Origin of the sequence: Bradyrhizobium pachyrhizi, assembly GCF_029714545.1 — a bacterium.
GTDB classification, from domain to species: Bacteria; Pseudomonadota; Alphaproteobacteria; order Rhizobiales; family Xanthobacteraceae; genus Bradyrhizobium; species Bradyrhizobium pachyrhizi.
Genome location: NZ_CP121667.1, coordinates 908,756 through 931,765, shown reverse-complemented (window position 1 = coordinate 931,765; position 23,010 = coordinate 908,756). Strand labels below are relative to the sequence as shown.

Below are 23,010 nucleotides of genomic sequence, written 5' to 3'. Positions count from 1 at the left end.
CGCTATCCTGCTATCCGTCTTTGCCTCTCAGCGCTGTACGCATTCTCACCCCATCACCTGATGCGGCGAGCGGCCGAACGCGGCCTTGAAGGCGCGGCTGAAATGCGAGACGTCGCTGAAGCCGAAGCTCAGCGCGACATCGGTGACATGGTTGAAGCGCCGCTCGGCCAGCGCCTGATAGGCGCCGGCGAGGCGCTGCTGCCAGAGCCAGCGGATCGGCGTCGTGCCTTCGCGCGCGAACAGGCGATTGAGCGTGCGCGGCGCCATGTTCTGCGCCGCGGCGATCGCATCGAGATCGAGCCCGGGATCGTCGAGATTGGCCAGCATGTAGGCCTTGACCCGCGCCAGCCGTTCGTCGCCGCGCCGGGGCCCTTCGTCCGTCAGCTCGGTCTGCAGCGTGGTTGCGAAAATATCGAGTGCCGCCGCAGCAAGCCGTATCGCCGCAGGTCCGGCCGCGTCATCGAGCCGCGTCAGCCGGCGGATCAGCGATCCCGCCAGCGCTCCCACTTTCGACGCGTTGCCGACCCGCCGCGCCGTCAGGCGCTGCGCATCCGGCAGGCGCGCGAGCAGCAGCGGCCGCGGGATCGACACCATGATCGCGCGCGCGCTTGGGGCGAATTCGAGCGTGAACGGCTGCGCCTGGTCATGCAGCATCAGATCGCCCCGGCGCATACGCACGTCGCGGCCGCCTTGCGCAAAGCCGACCTCGCCGCGCAGCGTGAGCCACAGCATGAAATAGTCGCGCGGATCCCTGCGGACGTCGCTCGCGCTGCGCGTCACCCGGATGCGGTCGGCGGCCGGCGTCGACGACCAGATGTCGTTGATGGCCAGCGGGCCGAGATTGCGTATCGAGATCGACGCGGCAAACGCCTCGTCGGCGACGCGGCGGCATTCGGTCAGCGAGAATTCGCGGCAGGTGACGTGATGCCAGCGGTCGAAACTGTCACCCGGCGCAACAAGCGTTTGCGCGACGACTGTATGATCTGGGGTCTGCATCGGACCTTGCTCCCGCCCAACCCGGCAGCGGGATATTCTGCGTCCGGCCCTCCCTTCTGGCAAGCAGAGACCAGCGACTGGCCGGCGCAGCCAAGAACGATCGCGGGAACCGGCGTAGAAATCGTCTCTCACCAGGAGGAGACACCACATGGGCTACCAATGCGAAATCATCGATCCGGCGCGAACCGTGATGATCGTCGTCGACATGCAGAACGATTTCGTGGCCGAGGGCGCCAAGCTGCGTTCGGCCCAGGCCGCCGCCACGGTGCCGCGGCTGGCGCAGACCCTGAAGGCCTGCCGCGACAAGGGCATCCGCGTCATCTACACCGCGCATGTGCATCGCCGCGACGGCAGCGACATGGGCCTCTATGACGATCTCTATTCGCCGATCGCCGACCGGTCGTCGCTGGTCGACGGCACCGAGGGCGTCGAGATCTTCAACGACCTCGCGCCCGCCCTCGGCGAGCACGTCATCAAGAAGCACCGCTACAGCGCGTTCTTCGCCACCGATCTCGATCTCATCCTGCGCGAATGGGGCATCACCACGGTGATCATCTCGGGGACCACGACCGAGAACTGCTGCCACGCCACCGCGCGCGACGCCATGTTCCACAATTACAAGGTCGTCTTCCTGTCGGACGCGACCGGCACGTTCGACTATCCCGATGTCGGCCAGGGCGCCTTGTCCGCCGAGGAGGTGCACCGCGCCACGCTGACGATCCTCGCATTCTCCACCGCGCATGTCATGACGGCGGCCGAGATGCTGGCACGAGTGAAGATGGCGGGTTCGAAGGCGGCGTAGCGAAGTTCGGTCTCAACGCAGTATAGCCCGCGGAGAAAACTCACCTCCTTCACCCTCCCCTGGAGGGGGAGGGTCGGATCGCAACGAGCGCAGCGACGTGCGATCCGGGGTGGGGTGATCTCTCAACACGGACACTGTTCGACTGGATGGACCTTCACCCCACCTCGGTTCGCATTTCATGCGAACCGATCCTCCCCCTCCAGGGGAGGATGTGACCGCGCGCGGCAGCCACCCTCGTCACTTCACCAGGGAGCAGCCGCCATCGGCCAGCGGGCGGAACGCCTGATCGGCCGGGATGGTCGCGATCAGCTTGTAATAGTCGTAGGGGTACTTCGACTCCTCCGGCTTCTTCACCTCGAACAGATACATCGGATGAATGACGCGGCCGTCCTGGCGGATCGAGGTGTCGCCGAACAGTTTGTCCTTGCCCTTGAAGGTCTTCATCTGCGGCACCACCGCCTTGGCGTCGTCGCTGCCGGTCGCGGCGACCGCATTGAGGTAGGCGAGCGTCGAGGCATAGACGCCGGCCTGGTTGCCGCTCGGCATCTTGCCGTTCATGCCGGGACGCGCGGCAAAACGTTTTGCGAACGCGCGGGTGTCGTCGTTCATGTCCCAGTAAAAAGCTTCCAGCAGCTGCAGGCCCTGCGCCACCTTCAGGCCCATGCCGTGGATGTCGTTCACGAACAGCAGGAACGCCACCATGGTCTGGCCGCCCTGCTGGATGCCGAACTCGGCCGCCTGCTTCACCGCGTTGATGGTGTCGCCGCCGGCATTGGCGAGCCCGATCACTTTTGCTTTCGAGCTCTGCGCCTGCAGCAGGAACGACGCGAAGTCCGACGTGCCGAGCGGATGCTTGCTCGAGCCCAAAACCTTGCCGCCGTGCTTCTCGATGTAGTTCGTCGCCTCGGCCTCAATGCCTTTGCCGAGCGCATAGTCGACGGTCACGAAATACCAATCCTTGCCGCCGCGCTGCATCATCGCAGCCGCGGTGGTGTTGCCGGTGGCCCAGGCGTCGTTGACCCATTGAATGGTGTTCGGCGAGCAGGCCTTGCCGGTGAGATCCGAGCTCGCGGTCGACGACGCCAGGAACGTCATCCTTGAGTCGCGCAGGATGGTGTTGATGGCGAGCCCGACCGCCGAGTTCGGCACGTCGACGATGGCATCGACGCCTTCGACATCGAGCCATTTGCGCGCGATCGCAGAGCCCACGTCGGCCTTGTTCTGGTGATCGGCATAGACGATCTCGACCTTGATGCCCTTGCCGCCACCATTGAAATCTTCCGCGGCCATCCGCGCGGCTTCCACCGAACCCATGCCGTTGGTGTCCTGGAAGATGCCGGAAATGTCGTTGAGCACGCCGACGCGGACCACGTCGCCGGAAATCTCCGCGCGTGCGCCGCCCGCGGCGCAGGCCAATGCCAGCGCAAGTCCAATCGTAAATCGCCCAACCCCGAAGCCCCTCATCGTCTCCCCTCCCATGTTCCCTCAATCGACCTTTTGCTGGTCTTGAGCGTCTCGTCAGGCCGGCGTGATCTCGACCGGCAGGCTGCTGAGCCCGCGCAGCGTGTTGTTGAAAAGGCGCTTCGGCTCGCCGGTGATATCGATCCTGGCGACACGACGCGCCAGCGCCGCCATCATCACCTCGCCTTCGAGACGGGCGACGAGCTGGCCGACACACATATGGATGCCCGACCCGTAGCCGACATGGCCCGACGTACGACGCGTGATGTCGTAGCTGTCGGGCGCTTCCCAGCGGCGCGGATCACGATTGGCCGCGGCCAGGAACATCAGCACCTTCTCGCCTTCAGGAATGCTGGCTCCACTGAGCTCGACGTCGCGCGTCGTGGTGCGGAAGAAAGTCTGGACCGGACTTTCGAACCGCACGGCTTCCTCGAAGGCGTTGCGCGCCAGCGTCGGATCGGCGCGCAACCTCTGGAACTGGTCGGGAAAGCGGGCGAGGCAGTAGACAGCGGCGCCGATGCCGTTGACGGTCGTGTCGAGACCGGCCGACAGCAGCGAGCGCACCAGCAGCGGCGCTTCGGTCGCGGTAATGGCGCCGGTATCGACATGGGCGTGAATGCAGGCGCCGATGCCGCCCGGGGTGAGATTGTCGCGCTGGCATTGCTCGGCAACATAGGCCTGATGCGGCGCCGAGCGCTCGATCGCCTCCTTGCGGAGCTCGTTCGGCGGGCCGAAGGCATTGAACACCAGACTGGCGTAGGGCAGCAGATGCTCGCGGCCCTCCGGCCTCAGGCCGAGCGCATCCGGGAAGATCGACAACGGATAGGCTTCCGCAAGATCCGCGACCGCGTCGAAGCGGCGCTTCTCCAGCAGCGCATCGAGGCGGGCCTCCGCAGCGGCGGCAAATTGCCCGCGAAGCTGCTTCATCACGGTCGCCGACAACACCGTGCTCAGCACGGCGCGGGTCCGGGTATGGGCGGGCGGGTCGGCCTCCAGGATCAGGCTCGCCGGCCGCCACGGCTTCTCCTTGGAAAAGTCGCTGAGGCCGACGCCGCGGCTGGAGCAGAAGGTCGCGGGGTCGTTCAGCACCGCATGGACCTCGGCGTAGCGCGCCACGCCATAGACATTCCACTTGTCGAGATAGACCACGGGTGCGGCCTCGCGCAGCCGCTCATGGGTCGGGAATGGATCGGCGAAGAAGTCGAGCGCGAACGGATCGACGTCGAGATGCGGGACGGACGCAGCTTCTGTTGCAGTCATCGGGACCTCCCGAGGTTTGATCTTGTCAACACGGGCCGCATATCTATTGCTCCCGGACAGTTTCGCAGCGATGATTTGAGAGATGAGCAGCCAGCCCCTCCCCCGAAAGCCCCGCCGGCCGAGACCGGCCGATCCCGCAGACGCCAGTGACGGCCCGCTGCTGGACCTTGATCGCTATGTGCCGGCGTTCATCACCTTCATCGGCAACAAGCTGTCGAACAGCGCCACCGCGTTTTACCAGAAGAATTTCGGCGTCAACGTCACCGAGTGGCGGATTATCTCGCAACTGGCGATCGAGCCGGGCATTCCCGCTTCCCGGATCTGCCAGGTGATCGGCTTCGACAAGGGGCCGGTCAGCCGCAACCTCGCGGCATTGCAGAAGCGCGGCCTGCTGACCATCCGCACCGCGCCGGACGACGGCCGCACCCATTCGATCACGCTGACCGCGCGCGGCCGCGCCATCCACGACAAGGTCATCGTCGCGGCGCTGGAGCGCGAGCGGCGGCTGCTGTCGTGCCTGAAGAAGGACGAGCGCGAGGTGCTGATCGAGCTGCTGCGCCGGCTGCACGAGAATCTCGGCGCCGTGACCGGGCAAAGCACGACCTGACGGCGCGGCGGGACCACGGGCGGCGCGCTGCGCCCCCACGGTATTCGTCCGATCTTCCATGCGTGCCGTTCGCGCCGTGCTGCGCAACATTCTCCTCCCAAACGCCTGGCCGTTGACCGGCCCTGTCCCTGATTGGGGTGGAAACTCGCACAGCTTAGTTGCTCTGGCAACTAAAAAGGCGTGTGTGCGGCGCGGCGAGAGGAAGCAGCGGGGACCTGGCGGTTGGCCAGCTGAAACTTGGATGATCCGTGCCACAAACGCGGTGTCGTCCCGGCCTCCGAGCCGGGACCAATAACCACAAATGCCGATGATCGCATGGCGGCGGAACGACGAACTTTGTTCACAGTATCGGCCGCGGAGTATGGGTCCCAGCTTCCGCAGGGACGACCGCAGTCTATGCGGTGCGCCGCTGGCGGGTCACAGGCACAAATCGGCTCACAAGCCCGCGCAGCGGATCGTCTCATCCGACGCGTCATCCTCCAATACCGCCACCGCTGCGGCGCGGCGCGTCAGCACGGCGCGCTGGTTGATGTAGCCCTTGTCGGTGATCTCCCCGCCGTCGACCGAGGCTGGCTCGGCCAGCAGCAGCGCACGCGTCGCGTGGCCCGAGGAATGACCGCCTGCCGCCTTGAGCCGTGCCAGCCCCTGCCCAACCGCGGCGCGGACCGCCGGATGGCCGATCACCTCCCGCGCATCGGCGCTCTCGGGCAGCCCTGCCAGCGCGCGGCAGGCGGCGAGGTTCGGAAACACCAGGAAGCGCACCTCATCGCGGCCATGGCCGGTGACGACGATGTCCTGCGCGAGCGGCGCCAGCGCCGCGATGCCGGCGACGCGCAAAGTGCCGACGCTGACCCAAGTGCCGGAATTCAGCTTGAAATCCTCCGCCACGCGGCCGTCGAAGAACAGGCCGAGATCGGGCCGTGCGGGATCTGCGAAGGTGACGGCGTCGCCGATCTTGTAAAAGCCCTCGGCATCGAAAGCCTCTGCGGTCAGCTCGGGCGCCTTCCAGTAGCCCGGCGTGACGTTGGGCCCGCGCACCCGCACCTCGAGCTTGTCGCCCGACGGCACCAGCTTGAGCTCGGTGCCGGGGATCGGCACGCCGATATTGCCGGAGCGTTTTGCCAGGAAGTGGCAATCGGTCGCGAGCGGCGAGGTCTCGGTCGAACCCCAGGCCGACACCATCGGCAACCGGCGGCCGACCGTCTGCAGCGACAAGTCCTCCAGCGCATCCCACAGATTCTGCGGCAGCGCCGCGCCGGCATAGAAGGCGAATTTGGTGCCCTCGAAGAATTTTTTCCGCAGTTCGTCGTCGGTGCGCAGCGCCGCGATCAGCATGTCGAAGCCGCGCGGTACGTTGAAATAGACCGTCGGCACCACGCTGCGCAGGTTGGCCAGCGAGGTCGCGAACAGACCGGGCGCCGGCTTGCCGCCGTCGATATAGAGCGTGCCGCCGTTGCGCAGCACCAGATTGAAATTGTGGTTGGCGCCGAAGGTATGGCTCCAGGGCAGCCAGTCCAGGATGACCAGATCATCGCGCGGCTGCTCGAGGAACGTCCAGGTCTGCGCCTTGGCCTGCTGGCTCGAGGTCAGCATGCACTGGGTGTTGATCACGGCCTTCGGCGTGCCTGTCGAGCCCGAGGTGAACAGGAATTTGGCGATCGTGTCCGCCGTCACCGCCGCGAACGCCTTCGCGACCCCGGGCGCTTCCGGCGTGGCAGCGACGGTGCGGAACGGCAATGCGTCGGCATCGTCGGGATTGCCGCTGACGATGGTTGCGCGATGCAGCGGCTTGATTGCGCCAAGCGCCGCCGCGAACGGCCTCGTCCCCGTGACGTAGATTGCGCCGGGATCAAGCAGCTCGATCATGCTCTTCAGCTTGTCGAAGTCTTTCGACATCAAGGAATAGGCCGGCGAGATCGCGGCCGAGGGCACGCCGACATGCTGCGCGGCAAGCGCAAACAACGCGTGATCGATGCCGTTGTCGGAGAGGATGACGAGCGGCCGTTCCGTGCTCAGCCCTTGCGCCAGCACCCACGATGCGGCCCGCCGCACGATGCCGAGCGCGTCGCGATAGCTGACGGTGCTCCAGGGCGCCTCGGCATTGGCGCGCTCGCCGAGAAAGATGCGATCCGGCGCCTGCCGCGCCCAATGCTCCAGCCAGTCGCCGACGCAGCGGGCGCCTTGCTTCAGCGGCGCGGTGGAGTGAACCAGGATGCTGCCGTCGTCGCGACTGATCGCAACGATCGCGGGCGTCGCGAACAGGCTGCTCGGATTGTCTCCGCTGGCGGCGGCCATCGTCATGGTTTCCTCCTCGCCCAAGTCTTGTCACCCGTGTCTTATCGGGATCGCGCTGCAACACGGTGCGGCGCCGCGGTCCCGGCCGGGCTCTTTGGCCATAATGTTGCGGACATCAATTGTTGTCGTCAACAACAATCTTTCCATCGCGACGATGCCGCGCTAGCCTTGCGGTCATGGCAGGCCAGCAAAAGACATCGCGCAAGGCGGCAGGAACGGCAGCGGCAGTCCGCCGCCCCCGGTCGCACAGAACAAATGGCGGGGCGCCCCGCGGCGAGGCCGGCGACGACATCGGCCTCGACGCACTGGTCGGTCACGCCGGCTATGCGGTGCGGCGCTTCCAGCTCTGGATCTTTCAGGACTTCATCAAGACGCTGGCGACGGTCGATATCCGCCCAACCCAGTATTCGGTGATGACCGTGATCGGGGCCAATCCGGGCCTCAGCCAGATGGCGGTGGCAAAGCGGCTCGGGATCGAGCGCGCGCGGCTGGTGCATCTGCTCGACAGTCTGGAAGAACGCGACTTCGTCAGCCGCGTCCCCTCCGCGACCGACCGCCGCTCCCACGCGCTGCATTTGACGGCGCGCGGCAAGACCGCGCTGGCACAGTTCAAGCGGCTCGCCGCCGAGCATGAGCGGCATGTCGCCGAGAAGATCGGCAAGGAAAACCGCGAGCAACTGCTGCAGATCCTCGCCTGCTTCACCTGACCTCGCGACGAGATTTCGGCTTGACCGGATTTGCCTTTAAATTGGGCAGATACTCTCTCATACCGGCCTGCGTCCGTTCCCGACGAGCGTTTCAAGCGACTGATATTGTGCAATAATCCGTCTCGCGGCGGACGCGAGCGAATTGTACACAATGGCATATTGCTTGCTTCGGTCAGGCTGCGATTCCCTTGCGGATGGCGTCCGACGCCTCCCGCTCACGAGATGAGGCCAAGCACGTGACTGAAACTGTCGCCGCGATCGTCGCCGCGCACCGCGCCGGGACCATGACGCCGGCCCAAACCGTGGCGCGCAGCTACCAGCGCATCCGCGAGCACAATGACCCCGCCATCTTCATCAGCCTGCGCGACGAGAAGGATGCGCTTGCCGAGGCCGAGCGGCTCGCCAATCCGACATTGCCGCTTTACGGCGTGCCGGTCGCGGTGAAGGACAATATCGACGTCGCGGGACTGCCGACCACCGCCGCCTGCCCGGCGTTCTCCTATCTGCCCGCGCAGGATTCCACCGCGGTCGCGAAACTGCGCGCGGCCGGCGCCATCATCATCGGCAAGACCAATCTCGACCAGTTCGCCACCGGCCTGGTCGGCGTGCGCTCGCCCTACGGCATTCCCAAGAACCCGGTACGCGGCGATCTGGTGCCGGGCGGATCGAGCTCGGGCTCCGCGGTCGCGGTCTCCGCGGGCCTGGTGCCCCTAGCGCTCGGCACCGACACCGCGGGCAGCGGCCGTGTGCCGGCGATGCTCAACAACATCGTCGGGCTCAAGCCGAGCCTTGGGCTGATCTCGACCACCGGCGTCGTGCCGGCCTGCCGCACGCTCGACTGCGTCTCGATCTTCTCGCTCACCGTCGACGACGCGCTGGCGGCGCTCGCCGTCATGTCCGGACCGGATCACTCCGATCCGTACTCGCGCGACCGGCCGCTGGCCCCGCTGGCGAGCTTTCCGGCGAAGCCAAAGCTCGGCATTCCCCAAAGCGGCCAGTTGAAATTCTTCGGCGATCATGAGGCCGAGAAGGCCTATGGCGAGGCGTGCAAGCGCTGGCAGGCGCTCGGCGCCGATCTCGTCGAATTCGACCTCGCACCATTCTACGAGACCGCGCGGCTGCTTTATGAGGGCCCGTGGGTGGCGGAACGCTATCTCGTGATCCGCGATCTCTTGGCGTCGTCACCCGAGGCGGTCCATCCGGTGACGCGCGAGATCACCGTCGGCGGATCGCGCCCCACGGCCGCGGACACTTTTTCTGCGCTGTACCGCCTCGAGGCGCTGCGCCGCGTCGCCGAGCGCAGCCTTGCGCAACTCGATGCTATCGTACTGCCGACCGCCCCGACCGTCTATTCCACCGCTGATGTGGTCGCCAATCCGATCGAGCTGAACTCGCGGCTCGGCACCTACACCAATTTCGTCAACCTGCTCGACATGTGTGGCCTGGCGCTGCCGGCCGCGATGCGGCCCGACGGCGCGCCGTTCGGCATCACGCTGCTCGCGCCCGCCGGCCGCGACGCGGAGCTTGCGAGCATCGGCCGCGTGTTCCATGCCGACACCGGACTTACCCTCGGCGCCAAGTCGCTGCCACAACCGCCGCTCGCCGCCGTGTCAGCGCAGGCTGCATCCAGCGAGATCACGATCGCGGTGGTCGGCGCGCATCTTTCCGGCATGGCGCTGAACCACGAGCTGACGACGCTCGATGCGCGCCTGCTTGAAGAAGCGGTCACCGCACCGGACTACAAGCTCTACGCACTCGACACCACGCCGCCCAAACCCGGCATGCTGCGCATCGAGGCCGGTACTGGCGCATCGATCAAGCTCGAGCTGTGGGCGATGTCACCGGCAGCATTCGGAAAGTTCGTCGCCGCGATCCCGCCACCGCTGTCGATCGGTACGATCAGGCTCGCCGACGGACGGCAGGCCAAGGGCTTCATCGTCGAGCCGGCCGCGATCGACGGCGCCAAGGATATTTCATCCTATGGCGGCTGGCGGACGTTCATGGCGGAGAGGACGGCCGTACAGCGAGGGAATATGACGGCAGACTAGGCCGACTTGCGCCAGGCGGCCTCGTTCTTCTTCTCGTAATCGTCGAACGCCTTGATGAGGCCGGAAAGAACCTCGGCCGATGTCTCGAACATCGCCGCCAGCTGCGGTTCATCCACCTTGCGGATATCCTCACGCAAATGGGTCACCGTTCCTGCAAACGTTGCTTCATCTTCTGGGTGTGATGCCGGGGATCTTTTTCGGAGGAGGCCATCGCTTGCTCCTGATCGAGTGTTGACCGGAAGCAACGACCGCCATGCGCGCGAGTTCCTACACCGACACCGCGTAGGTTTCGTATTCCCCGCGCACCTGCTCGATATGGGCGCGCATCGCCGCGGCGGCGCCGATCTTGTCGCCGCGCATGATGGCGACGACGACGCGATCGTGCTCGGCATGGGATTTTGCCAGACGCCCGAGGTTGCGGAACTGGGCGCGGCGGAACGGCTGCACGCGCACCCGCGTCGCCAGCGTGATCTCGGCAATGTAGGCGTTCTGCGAGCCGGCATAGATCGCGTTGTGGAAGCGCTCATTGACCTCATGGAACCGCTCGGGATTGCCGGTGTAGCTCAGCACCCGCAACTCCTCGTGGATCGCCTCCAGCGCGTGGCGCTCCGCCGGCGTCATCCGCTCGGCGGCGAGGCCGGCGCAGATCGCTTCCAGCTCGGCCATCGCCTCGAACATACCGGTGAGCCGTTCAAGCGAGGGCCGCGCCACCACGGCGCCGCGATGCGCGCGGGCATCGATCAGGCCGCTGGCGGCAAGCTGCCGCAGCGCTTCGCGCACCGGGGTGCGCGAGACCTTGAAGCGGCGCGCAAGGTCGGTCTCATCGAGCCCCGCGCCCGGCGGCAGCGTGCCGCGCACGATCTCGTCGGCAAGCTGCAGCCGCAGCTCTTCGGCACGGGTGACCTTGTCGACCAGCGACGACGGCCGATCGATGCGGCGCAGCGCCGGCTCGGACTCGGTGCCCGGCGGTTGCGGCGCGCGGGTCGGAAGATCGTCCAGGCTCATGGCTGAAGCGCCCTTTCAATCACCCTTGCAAAGCCCCCTTGTTCAGACGCTCTTGGGTTCGTCGATGACGCTGACATGGGCGGCGACGATTCTCCAGCCCTCGGGGAAACGAATCCACGTCTGCATCTGCCGCCCCACTCTACTCGGTGCGCTGTCCCGGTAGAACAGCGTCGAGGCGATCGCGGTGTCGCGGCCATAGGTCGTGATCACCGTCCGCTCGATTTTGCGCATCAGCCCGACCGGCGAGCGTCCGGCGCGAAACGCCATGATCTCGGCATAGCCATAGAGGTTCTCGCCAATGCCGTAACGCAGCGTACGGCGGTCGTCGTGGAACAGCTCGTCGAGCACCGCGACGTCGTTCGACACCAGCGCCTTCTCGTAGCGCTCAAACTGCGCCGTGACCTCGGCGACCACATCAGGAAGATCGATTTCCATGGCTTCCTCTTAGTTGCACATGATCTTATCGGAAAACCGGTTCCCACTTTTCCGGATCATGCGCCGATCCCTCTCGGCGCCGGCGCGGCCGCAACGCCCATCTGTTCCAGCGCATAGGCAACCCGCAGCGCCACGTCCTCGCGCCAGGGCGCCGCGATGATCTGCACGCCGATCGGCATCGGTTCAAGCGGCACCGGCACGGCGACCACCGGCAAGCCGATAAAGGAGATCGGCTGGGTGTGGATGCCGATATTGGCGCGCACCGGAAGCTCTACGCCGTCGAGCGTGAAACTGGCCTGACCGATCCTCGGCGCGGTGCACGGCGTCGCCGGCGCCAGGATCACATTGACCGACTGGAACACCTCCAGCACCTTCGCGCGATACCAGCGGCGGAATTTCTGCGCCTTGTCGACATAGACCGCCGGTATCATCGCGCCCGCAATGAGACGGTCGCGCACCGCCGGATCGAAATCGTTGGGACGCTTGCGCAGGCGATCGAGATGCAGCGCGGCACCCTCGGTCGTGGTGATGATGTAGGCCGCAGCGCGGGCGCGTGCCGCTTCGGGAATCTCCACGGTCCGCGTGGCACCGAGCGCCTTCGCGACGCGCGCGACTGCCTCTGTCGCCTCCTGAAACAGGTTCTGCTGGAAATAACCGCCGGCGATCGCAACTCGCAGCCCGCCAATATCATTGGCAAGCAACGGCAAGGTCGGCTCGACCGACTGCACAATGCAGGCGGGATCATCGGCATCAGGTCCCTGCATGGCATCATAGGCGAGCGCGAGATCCTTCACGCTGCGCGCCAGCGGGCCGAGATGATCGAGGCTGGCGACGAACGGATAGGACCGCGCGCGCGACAGCCTGCCATAGGTCGGCTTCAGGCCGAACGTGCCGCAGAATGACGACGGCACGCGGATCGAGCCGTTGGTATCGGAGCCGAGCGCGATCGGCACCAGCGCGCCGCCGACGGCGCTGCCGGAGCCGCCGGAGGAGCCGCCGGTCATCCGCGCCGGATCATGCGGATTGCGCGACGGGCCGTCATGCACGTTCTCGCCGGTGAAGTCGTAGGCGTATTCGCCCATGTTGAGTGCGCCGACCAGCACCGCACCGGCCGCTTCCATCCGCTCGATCAGCGTCGCGTCGCGCGGCGACGGCGGCAGATCGCGGTTGATCTTCGAGCCGGCGCGGGTCGGAAGACCCTGCACATCGAACAGGTTCTTCACTGCGAAGGGCACGCCGGCGAGCGGGCCGACCGGTTGACCGGCGGCGATCGCGGCATCGACCGCGCTGGCCCTGGCACGCGCGCGATCGGCGGTGACGTCGGTGAAGGCATTGAGCACCTTGTCATGCGCCGCGATCCGCGCCAGCGCAGCCTCGGTCGCAGCAAGAGCCGTGATCTTGCGGCTCGATACGGCCTGCGCGATCTCGGCGGCCGACATGGGAACGGGAGTTTCGGACATCGCCGTCTCAGGTCGAATAGACGGCGGCCGACACGACGTCGTCCGGCAGCGGGAAGTCATCGACCAGCCGAGCCAGCCGCAGCGAGACCTCGAGATTGGCGCGCACCGCCGGACGCCAGGCGTCCTCCAGCGGCAACGCCATCGCGCGGGCAACGGCGTTCATATAGTCGTCGAGATGATCGGTCATTTCGCTCCCAATAACGATTTTGCGCATGATCCATTCGGAAAACCGGTCCCCACTTTTCCGGATCATGTGTCAAGACGCCGGCAGAGGCGGATGCGGAATCGCCGTCAGCAGCTCCCTTGTATAGGCATCCTGCGGATTGCCCAAGACGTGTTCGGATGCACCCTGCTCCACGATGCGGCCGGCGCGCATCACGATGACGCGATCGCACAGCAGGCGCACGACGTTGAGGTCGTGCGACACGAACAAATAGCTCATGCCCATCGACTGCTTGAGGTCCTGCAGCAAATTGAGCACCACCGCCTGCACCGAGACGTCAAGTGCCGCGGTCGGCTCGTCGAGGATCACGAGCTTCGGGTGCAGCGCGATGGCGCGTGCGATGCCGACGCGGGCCTTCTGGCCGCCGGAGAGCTGGTGCGGGAAGCGGTCCAACAGATTGACCGGCAAGCCGACCAGCCGCGCGAGCTCCTCGCAGCGGGCGCGGAGCGCGTCACGCCCCCTGATGTCGCCGAGTTGCATGATCGGGTCCGCGATCGCGCGCGCCGCGGTGAAGCGCGGATTGAGGCTATCGGTCGGATCCTGAAACACCATCTGGATCTGGCTGCGCCGCGGCAGCCGCGCGAACGACTGCGGTGCGATGCCGCCGATGTCCTCGCCGTCGAACATGATGCGGCCGGAGGTCTGATCCAGCAGCCGCATCACCATCATCGACGTCGTCGACTTGCCGCAACCGGATTCGCCGACCAGCCCGACGCTCTCGCCATGATCGATCGAGAAGCTGATGCCGTCGACCGCGCGGAAGGTCTCTTCCTCGACCGGCGGCTTGCGCCCGAACAGTTTTGCCAGCATCCCGCCCGCGCCCTGGCGCGGATATTCCTTCACGAGCTTTTCGACTGATAGGAGGGGCTCTATCGGCCCCCTCTCCTCGTTCTTTACGGGGAAAGGGTTGGGGTGAGGGGCCGGATCCGCGGGCACGACCCGCGGAGAGCCCCCCTCACCCGCCACGCTCTGGCGCGCAAGTGCGCTGCCGAGCGTGTCGGCCTCTCCCCGCACGCGGGGAGAGGCGAGAGGATCCTCCTCCGGCAACAGATCCCGTAGCGACACCCCGAGCCGCGGCGTCGCGCGCATCAGCTTCCTGGTGTAGGCGTGCCGGGGCGCGGCGAAGATGTCGGCGGATTTGGCGGTCTCGACCACACGGCCCTTCTCCATCACCACGACGCGGTCGCAATAGGCGGCGGCAAGGCCGAGATCATGCGTGATCAGGATCGTCGACATCGATCGGCGCCGGGTCAGCTCGACGATCAGATCCATCACCGCCTTCTGGGTGGTGACGTCGAGCCCGGTGGTCGGCTCGTCGGCAATCAGAAGCTGCGGATTGCAGGCCAGCGCCAGCGCGATGACGACGCGCTGGCACATGCCGCCGGACAGCTCGAACGGATAGGCGTGGTAGCGCTCGCGTGCGCGCGCGATCTTGACCTGCTCCAGCGCCTCGATCGCCTTCTCGCCGCGATCGGTGACCTGCGCCTGCTGCACATGCTGGCGCAGCACGTCCTCGATCTGGTGCCCGACCTTGCGGATCGGATTGAGCGCGGCGCGCGGGTTCTGGAAGATCATCGAGACTTCGCGGCCGCGCAGATCGCGCATCTGGCTCTCGGTCGCTGCCTTGACGTCGATGCCGGAGAACATCACCGAGCCCTCGGCGATCCGGCCGGCGCGATCGAGGATGCGCATCACGGCATAGGAGGTCACCGACTTGCCAGAGCCGGACTCGCCGACAATGCCGACGGTCTCGCCCTTGCCGACCGATATGTCGACGTGCTGCACCGCCTTGACGATGCCGCGACGCGTCGTGAACTCGACCGTGAGGTCGCTGACGTCGAGCAGCGGCTGGGCGGTCATGCGCATCCCTCCTCATAGGGTGCGTCATCCAAAAATCCGCAAAACAACCACATGCAAAGTAGTGCAGCGGTAGCATGACACCGGATCGAGACAGGCATCATGTTCTCCGCTGACGCGCTTTGTTTCCTCTCCCTGTTCTTACGGGGTCGAGACGAGCGAAGCTCGCTCTTAGAGGGCTAGGGTGAGGGGCCTCTAGCAGCGAACTCAACTGGCCGAGGAGTTCGCGGAGACTCCCCCTCACCCGGATCGCATTCCATGCGATCCGGCCTCTCCCCGCAGGCGGGGCGAGGCGAAGGAAGAGGTGGCACAGGCTGGAGATCATCGTCACGTCCTCCGCTGCGGATCGACGATGTCGCGCAGGCCGTCGCCAAGCAGGTTGAAGCAGAACACCGCGATCATCAGCGCAAGGCCCGGGAACAGCGCGATCCACCATTCGCCCGACACCATGAAGCCCGCGCCCTCGGCGACCATGATGCCCCACTCCGCGGTCGGCGGCCGGACGCCGAGCCCGATGAAGGACAGGCCCGCGGCGTTGAGGATCGCATAGCCCATGGTCAGCGACATCTGCACGATCATGATCGGCATGATGTTCGGCAGGATGTGCCCGAGCAGGATGCGGTATTCGCCATTTCCGGACAGCCGCGCCGCCTGCACGAAGCCGGCGTTGCGGCGGACGTTGGCTTCTGCGCGCGCGACGCGGGCATAGAGCGGGAAGTTCACGATCGCGGTCGCGATGATGATGTTCTGCACGGTGTTGCCGAGCGCCGCGACGATGCCCATCGCCAGCACGAACAGCGGAAACGCCATGATGGTGTCGGCGATGCGGCCGACGATGCGGTCGGTCCAGCCGCCGAAATAGCCGGCGGCGATGCCGGCCAGCCCGCCCATCAGGAACACCAGCACCACGGAGGCGACCGCGATGAAGGTGTCGAGCCGGGTGGCCACGATGACGCGGCTGAAGATGTCGCGGCCGAGCTGATCGGTGCCGAACCAGTGCGCGGCCGACGGCGGCTTCAACGCTGCCGCGGTGTCGGAGGCGAGCGGGTCGTACGGCACGACGTAGGGCCCGAACAGCGCGGCAAACAGGATCAGGACCAGCAGCGCGAAGGCGAAGCCGGTGACCTTGTTTTCGCTCAAAACGTAGCGGGTCTGCTCAAGAGCCGCGGCAAGCCCGGACGAGCGGGCGGGACCTGCGGGTTCGACGGTTGGAGCTACGGTACTCATGCTCTAGCCCTCCAGCCTGACGCGGGGATCGATCACGCCGTAGAGGATGTCGATCATCAGATTGAGCAGCACGTACATGACCGCCATGGTCAGCACGAAGCCCTGCACCGGCGCGAAGTCGGACGCGATCAGCGCCTCGACCGCGTAGGAGCCGATGCCGGGCCAGGCGAACACCTTCTCCACCAGCACATTGGCGCCCAGCAGGAACGAGAACACCATGCTGAGCGTGGTGATGACCGGCAGCATCGCGTTGCGGAAGGCGTAGGTGACGATCACCTTGCCGGGCGACAGGCCGCTGGCGCGCGCGGTGCGGACGAAGTCGGACGCCAGCACCGCCAGCATCGAGGCGCGCGTCATCCGCGCGATCGGCGCCAGCGAGAAGATCGCGAGCGTCACCGCCGGCAGGATCAATTGGCTGAGCGCAGAACGAAACGCCTCGAAGTCCCGCGCGATCAGCGCGTCGACGAGATAGAAGCCGGTGACCGTCGGCGGCGCGCTGGTGAACACGTCGAGCCGGCCGAGCGGCGCCGGCGACCAGCCGAGCCGGAAATAGAACACATAGACCAGCACGAGCCCGGTGAAGAACACCGGCAGCGACACGCCGGCCGTGGTGGTGACGCGGCAGAGATGGTCGATCCAGGAGCCCGGCCGCGTCGCCGCCAGCACGCCGAGCGGGATCGCGATCACGATGGAGACGACAAGGCCGAGCAGAGTGAGCTCGGCCGACGCCGGCAGGCGGCTGCGCAGTTCGGCCGCCACCGGCTGGCCCGTGGTGAGCGATGAGCCGAGATCGCCGTGGGCGAGATCGGTGGTGTAGCGCACGAACTGCTCGATCAGCGGCTTGTCGAAGCCGAGCTTCTTCCGGATCTGGTCGACCGCCTCCTTGGTGGCCGCGGGGCCAGCAAAATACACCGCGGGATCACCCGGCAGCGCACGCGTCAAAAGGAACGTCACGATCACGACCCCGATCAGCGAGGGGATCGCGAACAGCAGCCGCTTGCCGATCATCGCAAGCATGAGCGCCTCACCCCTTCGCCATCGCTCGGTAGTCGAGGCGGCGGTGGAACCAGTATTGGTAGCCCGTCACGTTCTTCTGCATCGCGACGTTGACGAAGGGCTGATAGAGCGGGATGCGCGGGATGTCGGCGAAGGCGAGGTCGACGAAGCCCTTGACGTCGGTATCGTAGGCCGCGGTGTCGCCATTCGCGGCGGCGATGCGCGCGCCGTCGATAAGCTTGTCCATCTCCGGCGACTTGTAGCTCATCGTGTTGAAGATCGAATTGTTGCCGTGATAACACCAGTAGAAGAAGTACTCGGGGTAATCGAGCCAGCCCGAGAACACGTTGGTGAACAGCGGCATTTCCTTCTTGGTGAGCTCGGTGCGCCAGTTGGCGCCGGGCACCTTGTTGATCGTGGTCTTGATGCCGAGCTGCGCGAGGCTCTCCTGCACCAGCACGCAGAGCGGCTCGTTGACCCCGGCGAAATTCAGGTCGAACGAGATCGTGGTCTCGAAACCGTTGGCGTAGCCGGCTTCAGCGAGCAGCGCCTTGGCCTTCTCCATGTCGGTGTAGTACTTCGTCGGCTGCGGCCAGGCGACCTCGGTCGGCTTATCCTTTGCCGCGCCGAACATCGGGTTGGCGAGACCGAACAGCACCGCATCCATGATCTTCTGATACGGCATCGCGTAGGCCATCGCCTGCCGTACCTTGGGATTGTCGAACGGCGGCTTGGTCACGTTCATGCCGATATACTGGATGCCGTTGGAGAACGGCAGCGAGACCACGTTGAGCTTGCCGTTCGCCTTCATCTCCTGGAAATCCTTGAACGGCAGCTCATAGGAGATGTCGGCGTCGCCGCGCTCGAGCAACGCACGACGGTTGCCGGCCTGCGGCACCATGCGCCAGATCACGCGCTTGATCTTCGGCAGCGGACCGCAAACCCAATCCTCGTTGCGCTCCATGACGACTTCGGTGCCGGCGGTCCACTTGGTCACCTTGTAGGCGCCGGAGCCCGCGGTCTGCTGCTTGGTGAATTCAAGGCCCCACGGATCCTTCTCGCTGGCGTTCTTCTTCACCAGCTCGGAGTTGACGACGCAGGGCACGATGACAGCGAGGTCGGGGATCGTCAGCTTGTCCTTCTTCAGGAAGTCGACGCGTACCGTGTTGTCGTCGACGATCACGAACTGCTCGGGCTTGGTCAGCGAGCCCGCGCTCATCTGGAAGGTCGGGAAGCCGCCGACGCTGACGGCACGGTCGAGCGACCATTTGACGTCCTTCGCCGTCACCGGCGTGCCGTCGTGGAATTTGGCGTTCTTGCGCAGCTTGAAGGTGACCGACATGTCGCCGATGTTGAAGTCCTCGGCGAGCTCGGGCTTGAACTTGTCGCGGTCGTAATAGGGCACGCCGCCAGGGCCGCTCTTCATCTCGTGGCTGATCAGGCGGTCGTAGCAATTCCACGACACCTCGTAGCCCGGCACGTTGGTGCCGACGCCATGGATGTCGAGATTGTTGGGGCCGCCTTCGGAGACGATCAGCAGCGTCTCGGAGCGCGCATCGGCCTTGGCCGGCGACCAGATCGCGGGTGCGGTCGGCGCCAACGCCCCCGCTGCCAGTCCGGACACCGATTTGAGGAAGTCGCGACGCTTCATGTGATGCTCCAACGCCTTGGGAAACGGCCTTGGAACTCGGATCGCAAGGATTGTGCCAACCCTTAACGAAACCTTATGTCCTGCTAATATCTTGCCGGAACGAGAGAAAATGTCGACCGGTATCGTGATCGGGCAAAATCTCGGATCGCCGATTGCATACAAAGGCAGGCCATATGCTCAATAGATGAGCAAGAAATGGCTCCTGCTTGCTTTGTGGCCGGCAATGAAGGCCGCGCGCTGAAGCGCGCTAATCCGGCCAGATCAGCTCCTGCAATTGCACGAAGTCATCGACCCGGTCCGGCCAGCCTTCGATGCAGATGTGCCGGAGCGGATCGCTGGCCGAGTGCAGCATTAGCAGTGCCATCAGCCGCCGCTTCAGCGCGAACGTCACATCAGTGCGCGAGATGCCGAAGCCATCGAACAGGCTGCGCACAAGCCGCGGATGCCCGGCGGCCATGAAGGCGCTGGGGCCGAGCAGGTCATACTCGCCCCATCCGGTCCGGACGTCGCCGAAGTCGAACAGGCCGGCAACGTGCCAGCCGTCGGCCCGGCGCCCCAGCAGAAAGTTCTCCGGAATGTATTCGCCGGTCAGGATCACCGGCGGCGCGTGCATCGGGATCAGCTCAGTGGCGTCACGCAGCAGATCGTCGAGCGAGGTGAGGAACTTCGCCGGCAGGCCGAGCCGTTCGTGCCGCGCCCGGCACTGCGCGATCTGGGTGCGCATGAAGGCCTCCCAGCGCGGCTCGATCGCGAGCAAGCCGCCGGGCGGCACGCGCTGCACCTCGGCGATCACGGCCCCGATCTCGGCGAGCACGCGCTCGCGCTCGGCTTCCGACAACGATGGCCAGACCTCCGAGCCGACGGTGCCGGACAGGCGGGTGATGACGAGATAGGGCCAGCCGTCGCGTTCGCCCTGCGCGACAAGGTCGGGGATCGGAATGCCGAGCCGTCCGCGCAACTCGGCCAGCGCGCCGCGCTCGGAGACGAATTGCGGGCGCAGAAACGGGGGGAAGAGCTTGAGGATCAGGCCATCGTCCAGCCCGACCACCAGATTGGTGCCGGTCGAGAACACGTGCTGCGCGAAGCACGACAGCCCGTGGCCGTCAGCAATATCGCGCGCGACCGGCAGCCAGCGCGACGTGTCGCCGCGCCAGGCGCGGTAGCTGTCGTAGTCGGTGAGGAGAGGAAGCGGCATTCGCGATGTCATCGTAGCCCGGATGCAGCGCAGCGCAATCCGGGATTCTGCGCCACCTAAAAGACCGGCCCCGGATTTCGCTTCGCTTCATCCGAGCTACGAACTCTTCTCCTTCCCCCTGAAAGGGGAAGGTCGGGATGGGGGTCTGCCACAGGCGTGATCGCTCGTGGAGAGAGCAGATCCCCACCCGCTTTGCTCTGGCGAGCAAAGCGACCTCCCCTTTTCAAGGGGAGGTAAGACAACGCATTCCCTCACCGGTCCGGATTGGCACGCTCGAACTGGCGCAAGAGGCGGTTGCCGCGCTCGACGGCATTGTCCATCGCGGCCTGCGCCGATCGCTTGCCGGCGAACACCTGCTCGAGCTCCTCCTCGATCACGTCGCGGATCAGGACGAACGAGCCGAGCCGGATGCCCTTGGAGTTATCGGTCGGCGGCTTCAGCGTCACCTCCTCGATCGAGATCGAGGCGCCGGGATTGCGATCGTAGAAACCCTGCGCGCGGGTCAGATCGAATGCGGCGCGGGTGATCGGCAGGTAGCCCGTGTTCTGATGCCAGGTGGCCTGCACCTCCGGCCGCGACAGATAGGCGAAGAACTTCGCCACGCCGGCATATTCGGCGCGCGGCCGGTCGCGCAGCACCCACAGCGTCGCGCCGCCGATGATCGAGTTCTGCGGCGCGCCCTGCACGTCGGGTTCGTACGGCATCATGCCGTAGCCGACCTCGAATTTGGAATTGGCCTTGATGTCGGCGCGCGTGCCCGACGAGCCGATGAAGATGCCGCACTCGCCTTTCTGGAAGCGCGGCTCGGCCGCCTGCCCGCGGCCGCTGTAGTCGAAGGTCTTGTCGGCCTGCCACTGCGCGAGCTGCGCGATGTGGCGCACCACCAGCGGATTGTTGAAGATCAGCTGGGCGTCGAGCCCGGAAAACCCGTTGGCCTTGGTTGCGATCGGCAGGTTGTGGAAGGCGGAGAAGTTCTCGACATTGATCCAGGACGGCCATGACGTGGTCACGCCGCACATCGCGCCCGCCGCGCGCAGCCGCTTGGCCACGACGCCGAGCTCCGGCCAGGTCCTCGGCGGCACGCTCGGATCGAGCCCGGCGGAGCGGAACATATCCTTGTTGTAGTAGAGGATCGGCGTCGAGGCATTGAAGGGGAACGACAGCATGTTGCCGTCGACATCGGCATAATAGCCGGCCACCGCGGGCAGATAGGCCGACGGCGCGAACGCCTCGGATTGATCGCGCATCAGCTCGAACACCGGATAGATCGCGCCGCGGGCCGCCATCATGGTTGCGGTCGCGATCTCGTTGACCTGAACGATCGCCGGCTGGCTGCGCGATCGGAAGGCGAAGATCGCCGCGGTGACGGTCTCGGTGTAGTTGCCCTTGTAGGCGGGCACGATCCGGTAGTCGGATTGCGAGGCGTTGAAATCGGCGGCGAGCTTCTCGAGCTGCTTGCCGAGCTCGCCCGACATCGCGTGCCACCACATGATCTCGGTGGCCGCTCGCGCCGGCGACACAAGCAGAAGAGCCGCGATGACGAGGTGCAGGAGCTTAAAGGCGAGCTTCAAAGCGAACTTCACGACGAGCCGTTCCCGGATGCCAACACGCCCTCATAAGGCGCTACAACCGCAGATTCAACCGACACCGCAGGTTGCACCGCGGATTTAACGTTTGGCCGATGGCGAACCAGCGCCATTCTGCTAAAAATGCGTTGAACCTTTTCTTCCCGCCCTGGACACAAATCACAAGGGGAATAGTAGCCTGTGTACCGCCGCGCCGGCCTTTCGCGGATAACGATGCTTGCCGTCGCGCTGTCATGGGCAGCGGTCCCGGCGAGCGCTTTTGCGCGCGAATTCCGGACCGCCGATACCCAGAATGAGGACTATCCGACCGTCCAGGCGCTGAATTACATGGACCGCCTGATCGCTGAACGCACCGCCGGCCGGCACCGCATCGTGGTCTTCCATTCCCGCCAGCTCGGTGAGGAGAAGGAGACGCTGGAGCAGACCCGGGCCGGCGCCATCGATTTGAACCGGACCAATGTCGCGCTGATCGGGACAATGGTGCCGTCGGTCAACGTGCTGGCAATGCCGTTCCTGTTTCGATCGCCCGAACACCTGCAAACCGTGCTGGATGGACCGATCGGCAGCGAGATCCTGAACAGTCTCGGGGATCACGGCTTCGTCGGGCTGGCCTTCTACGATTCCGGCGCCCGCTCGATCTATAACAGCGTGCGCCCGGTGCGTTCGCTCGACGACCTCAAGGGACTGCGGGTGCGCGTGCAGCAATCCGAACGGATGTCGGACATGGTGCGCGCGCTCGGCGCCCAGCCGGTCCAGATGCCCTACGGCCAGGTGCTGACCGGATTCGCCACCGGGCTGATCGACGGCGCCGAGAACAACTGGGCGTCCTTCGTCACCACCGGTCACTACAAATATGCCGGCTACTACACGCTGACCCGGCACACTTTCAGTCCGGACGTGCTGCTGATGTCGCAAAAGGCCTGGGCCAGCCTCTCGCCGGAGGAGCAAACGATCTTCCGCGAGGCCGCGCAACGCTCCAGCGCCTACATGCGCGAGAGGTGGCGCGAGCTCGAGGAGCGCTCGCGCCAGCAGGCGGAGCTGGCCGGCGTCAAGATCGTGACCGACATCGACCGCAAGCCGTTCGAAGCTGCAATGGCCGGCATCTACGCCGAGGCCGAGCGCGATCCTGCGATATCAGCGCTGATCGAGCGCATCCGCAACATGGAGTAACCGGATCTTGGACGCACCAGAGCAGGACG

At 65.7% G+C, this 23,010-nt stretch carries 19 protein-coding genes; 5 read left to right on the top strand and 14 right to left on the bottom strand.

The window, feature by feature from the left end; genetic code table 11:
• Nucleotides 1-45 precede the first annotated feature (45 nt).
• Nucleotides 46-996, bottom strand: a complete 951-nt coding sequence (locus QA639_RS04180; RefSeq protein ID WP_157348836.1) for an AraC-like ligand-binding domain-containing protein — start codon at nucleotides 994-996, stop codon at nucleotides 46-48.
• Nucleotides 997-1,144: 148 nt separating this feature from the next.
• Here QA639_RS04180 and QA639_RS04175 point away from each other — a divergent pair, with 148 nt between their 5' ends.
• Nucleotides 1,145-1,798, top strand: a complete 654-nt coding sequence (locus QA639_RS04175) for an isochorismatase family protein (protein ID WP_283089236.1) — start codon at nucleotides 1,145-1,147, stop codon at nucleotides 1,796-1,798.
• A gap of 237 nt (nucleotides 1,799-2,035) precedes the next feature.
• Here the strand turns inward: QA639_RS04175 and QA639_RS04170 are convergent, their stop codons facing one another.
• On the bottom strand, nucleotides 2,036-3,262 hold the full coding sequence (locus QA639_RS04170; protein ID WP_283089235.1) for an ABC transporter substrate-binding protein: 1,227 nt from the start codon (nucleotides 3,260-3,262) through the stop codon (nucleotides 2,036-2,038).
• A 54-nt stretch (nucleotides 3,263-3,316) separates the two neighbouring features.
• Nucleotides 3,317-4,519, bottom strand: coding sequence for a cytochrome P450 (locus tag QA639_RS04165; protein WP_283089234.1), 1,203 nt, complete (start codon nucleotides 4,517-4,519; stop codon nucleotides 3,317-3,319).
• A gap of 82 nt (nucleotides 4,520-4,601) precedes the next feature.
• Here QA639_RS04165 and QA639_RS04160 point away from each other — a divergent pair, with 82 nt between their 5' ends.
• Nucleotides 4,602-5,126, top strand: coding sequence for a MarR family winged helix-turn-helix transcriptional regulator (locus QA639_RS04160; protein ID WP_050383183.1), 525 nt, complete (start codon nucleotides 4,602-4,604; stop codon nucleotides 5,124-5,126).
• A 435-nt stretch (nucleotides 5,127-5,561) separates the two neighbouring features.
• On the opposite strand, the gene QA639_RS04155 is transcribed toward QA639_RS04160, so the two are convergent.
• Nucleotides 5,562-7,421 carry a feruloyl-CoA synthase gene (locus tag QA639_RS04155; protein WP_283090544.1) on the bottom strand — a complete coding sequence of 620 codons (1,860 nt, stop codon included), beginning with the start codon at nucleotides 7,419-7,421 and terminating at the stop codon, nucleotides 5,562-5,564.
• Between the two features lie 176 nt (nucleotides 7,422-7,597).
• Here QA639_RS04155 and QA639_RS04150 point away from each other — a divergent pair, with 176 nt between their 5' ends.
• Together QA639_RS04150 and atzF are read left to right on the top strand one after the other, a co-directional pair.
• Nucleotides 7,598-8,128 (top strand): MarR family winged helix-turn-helix transcriptional regulator, encoded by a 531-nt coding sequence (locus tag QA639_RS04150; protein WP_283089233.1) that lies wholly within the window; start codon nucleotides 7,598-7,600, stop codon nucleotides 8,126-8,128.
• 194 nt (nucleotides 8,129-8,322) lie between these two features.
• Nucleotides 8,323-10,176 carry an allophanate hydrolase gene (gene atzF, locus QA639_RS04145; RefSeq protein ID WP_283089232.1) on the top strand — a complete coding sequence of 618 codons (1,854 nt, stop codon included), beginning with the start codon at nucleotides 8,323-8,325 and terminating at the stop codon, nucleotides 10,174-10,176.
• A gap of 267 nt (nucleotides 10,177-10,443) precedes the next feature.
• Here the strand turns inward: atzF and QA639_RS04140 are convergent, their stop codons facing one another.
• The 10 genes from QA639_RS04140 to ugpB form a co-directional block, all read right to left on the bottom strand.
• A complete protein-coding gene (locus QA639_RS04140; RefSeq protein ID WP_028333792.1) occupies nucleotides 10,444-11,181 on the bottom strand; it encodes a GntR family transcriptional regulator in 738 nt (245 codons plus the stop codon).
• Between the two features lie 42 nt (nucleotides 11,182-11,223).
• Entirely contained in the window at nucleotides 11,224-11,616 is a 393-nt protein-coding gene (gene hpxZ / locus QA639_RS04135) for an oxalurate catabolism protein HpxZ (RefSeq protein WP_050383187.1), read from the bottom strand.
• A 56-nt stretch (nucleotides 11,617-11,672) separates the two neighbouring features.
• On the bottom strand, nucleotides 11,673-13,076 hold the full coding sequence (locus QA639_RS04130) for an AtzE family amidohydrolase (protein ID WP_283089231.1): 1,404 nt from the start codon (nucleotides 13,074-13,076) through the stop codon (nucleotides 11,673-11,675).
• 7 nt (nucleotides 13,077-13,083) lie between these two features.
• On the bottom strand, nucleotides 13,084-13,263 hold the full coding sequence (locus QA639_RS04125) for a DUF4089 domain-containing protein (protein ID WP_028333795.1): 180 nt from the start codon (nucleotides 13,261-13,263) through the stop codon (nucleotides 13,084-13,086).
• A gap of 69 nt (nucleotides 13,264-13,332) precedes the next feature.
• A complete protein-coding gene (locus QA639_RS04120) occupies nucleotides 13,333-15,159 on the bottom strand; it encodes a dipeptide ABC transporter ATP-binding protein (RefSeq protein WP_283089230.1) in 1,827 nt (608 codons plus the stop codon).
• A 324-nt stretch (nucleotides 15,160-15,483) separates the two neighbouring features.
• Entirely contained in the window at nucleotides 15,484-16,383 is a 900-nt protein-coding gene (locus QA639_RS04115) for an ABC transporter permease (protein ID WP_283089229.1), read from the bottom strand.
• Between the two features lie 3 nt (nucleotides 16,384-16,386).
• Entirely contained in the window at nucleotides 16,387-17,400 is a 1,014-nt protein-coding gene (locus QA639_RS04110) for an ABC transporter permease (protein WP_283089228.1), read from the bottom strand.
• A 7-nt stretch (nucleotides 17,401-17,407) separates the two neighbouring features.
• Complete coding sequence (locus QA639_RS04105) at nucleotides 17,408-19,030, bottom strand: ABC transporter substrate-binding protein (RefSeq protein WP_283089227.1); 1,623 nt, start codon at nucleotides 19,028-19,030, stop codon at nucleotides 17,408-17,410.
• Between the two features lie 247 nt (nucleotides 19,031-19,277).
• Nucleotides 19,278-20,225 carry an aminoglycoside phosphotransferase family protein gene (locus QA639_RS04100; protein ID WP_283089226.1) on the bottom strand — a complete coding sequence of 316 codons (948 nt, stop codon included), beginning with the start codon at nucleotides 20,223-20,225 and terminating at the stop codon, nucleotides 19,278-19,280.
• Between the two features lie 251 nt (nucleotides 20,226-20,476).
• Entirely contained in the window at nucleotides 20,477-21,808 is a 1,332-nt protein-coding gene (gene ugpB / locus QA639_RS04095) for a sn-glycerol-3-phosphate ABC transporter substrate-binding protein UgpB (protein ID WP_038377396.1), read from the bottom strand.
• 216 nt (nucleotides 21,809-22,024) lie between these two features.
• On the opposite strand from ugpB, the gene QA639_RS04090 reads away from it, so the two are divergent.
• Nucleotides 22,025-22,981: a TRAP transporter substrate-binding protein gene (locus QA639_RS04090; RefSeq protein ID WP_050383198.1), complete on the top strand. Its 957-nt coding sequence runs from the start codon at nucleotides 22,025-22,027 to the stop codon at nucleotides 22,979-22,981.
• The last annotated feature ends 29 nt before the right edge of the window (nucleotides 22,982-23,010 follow it).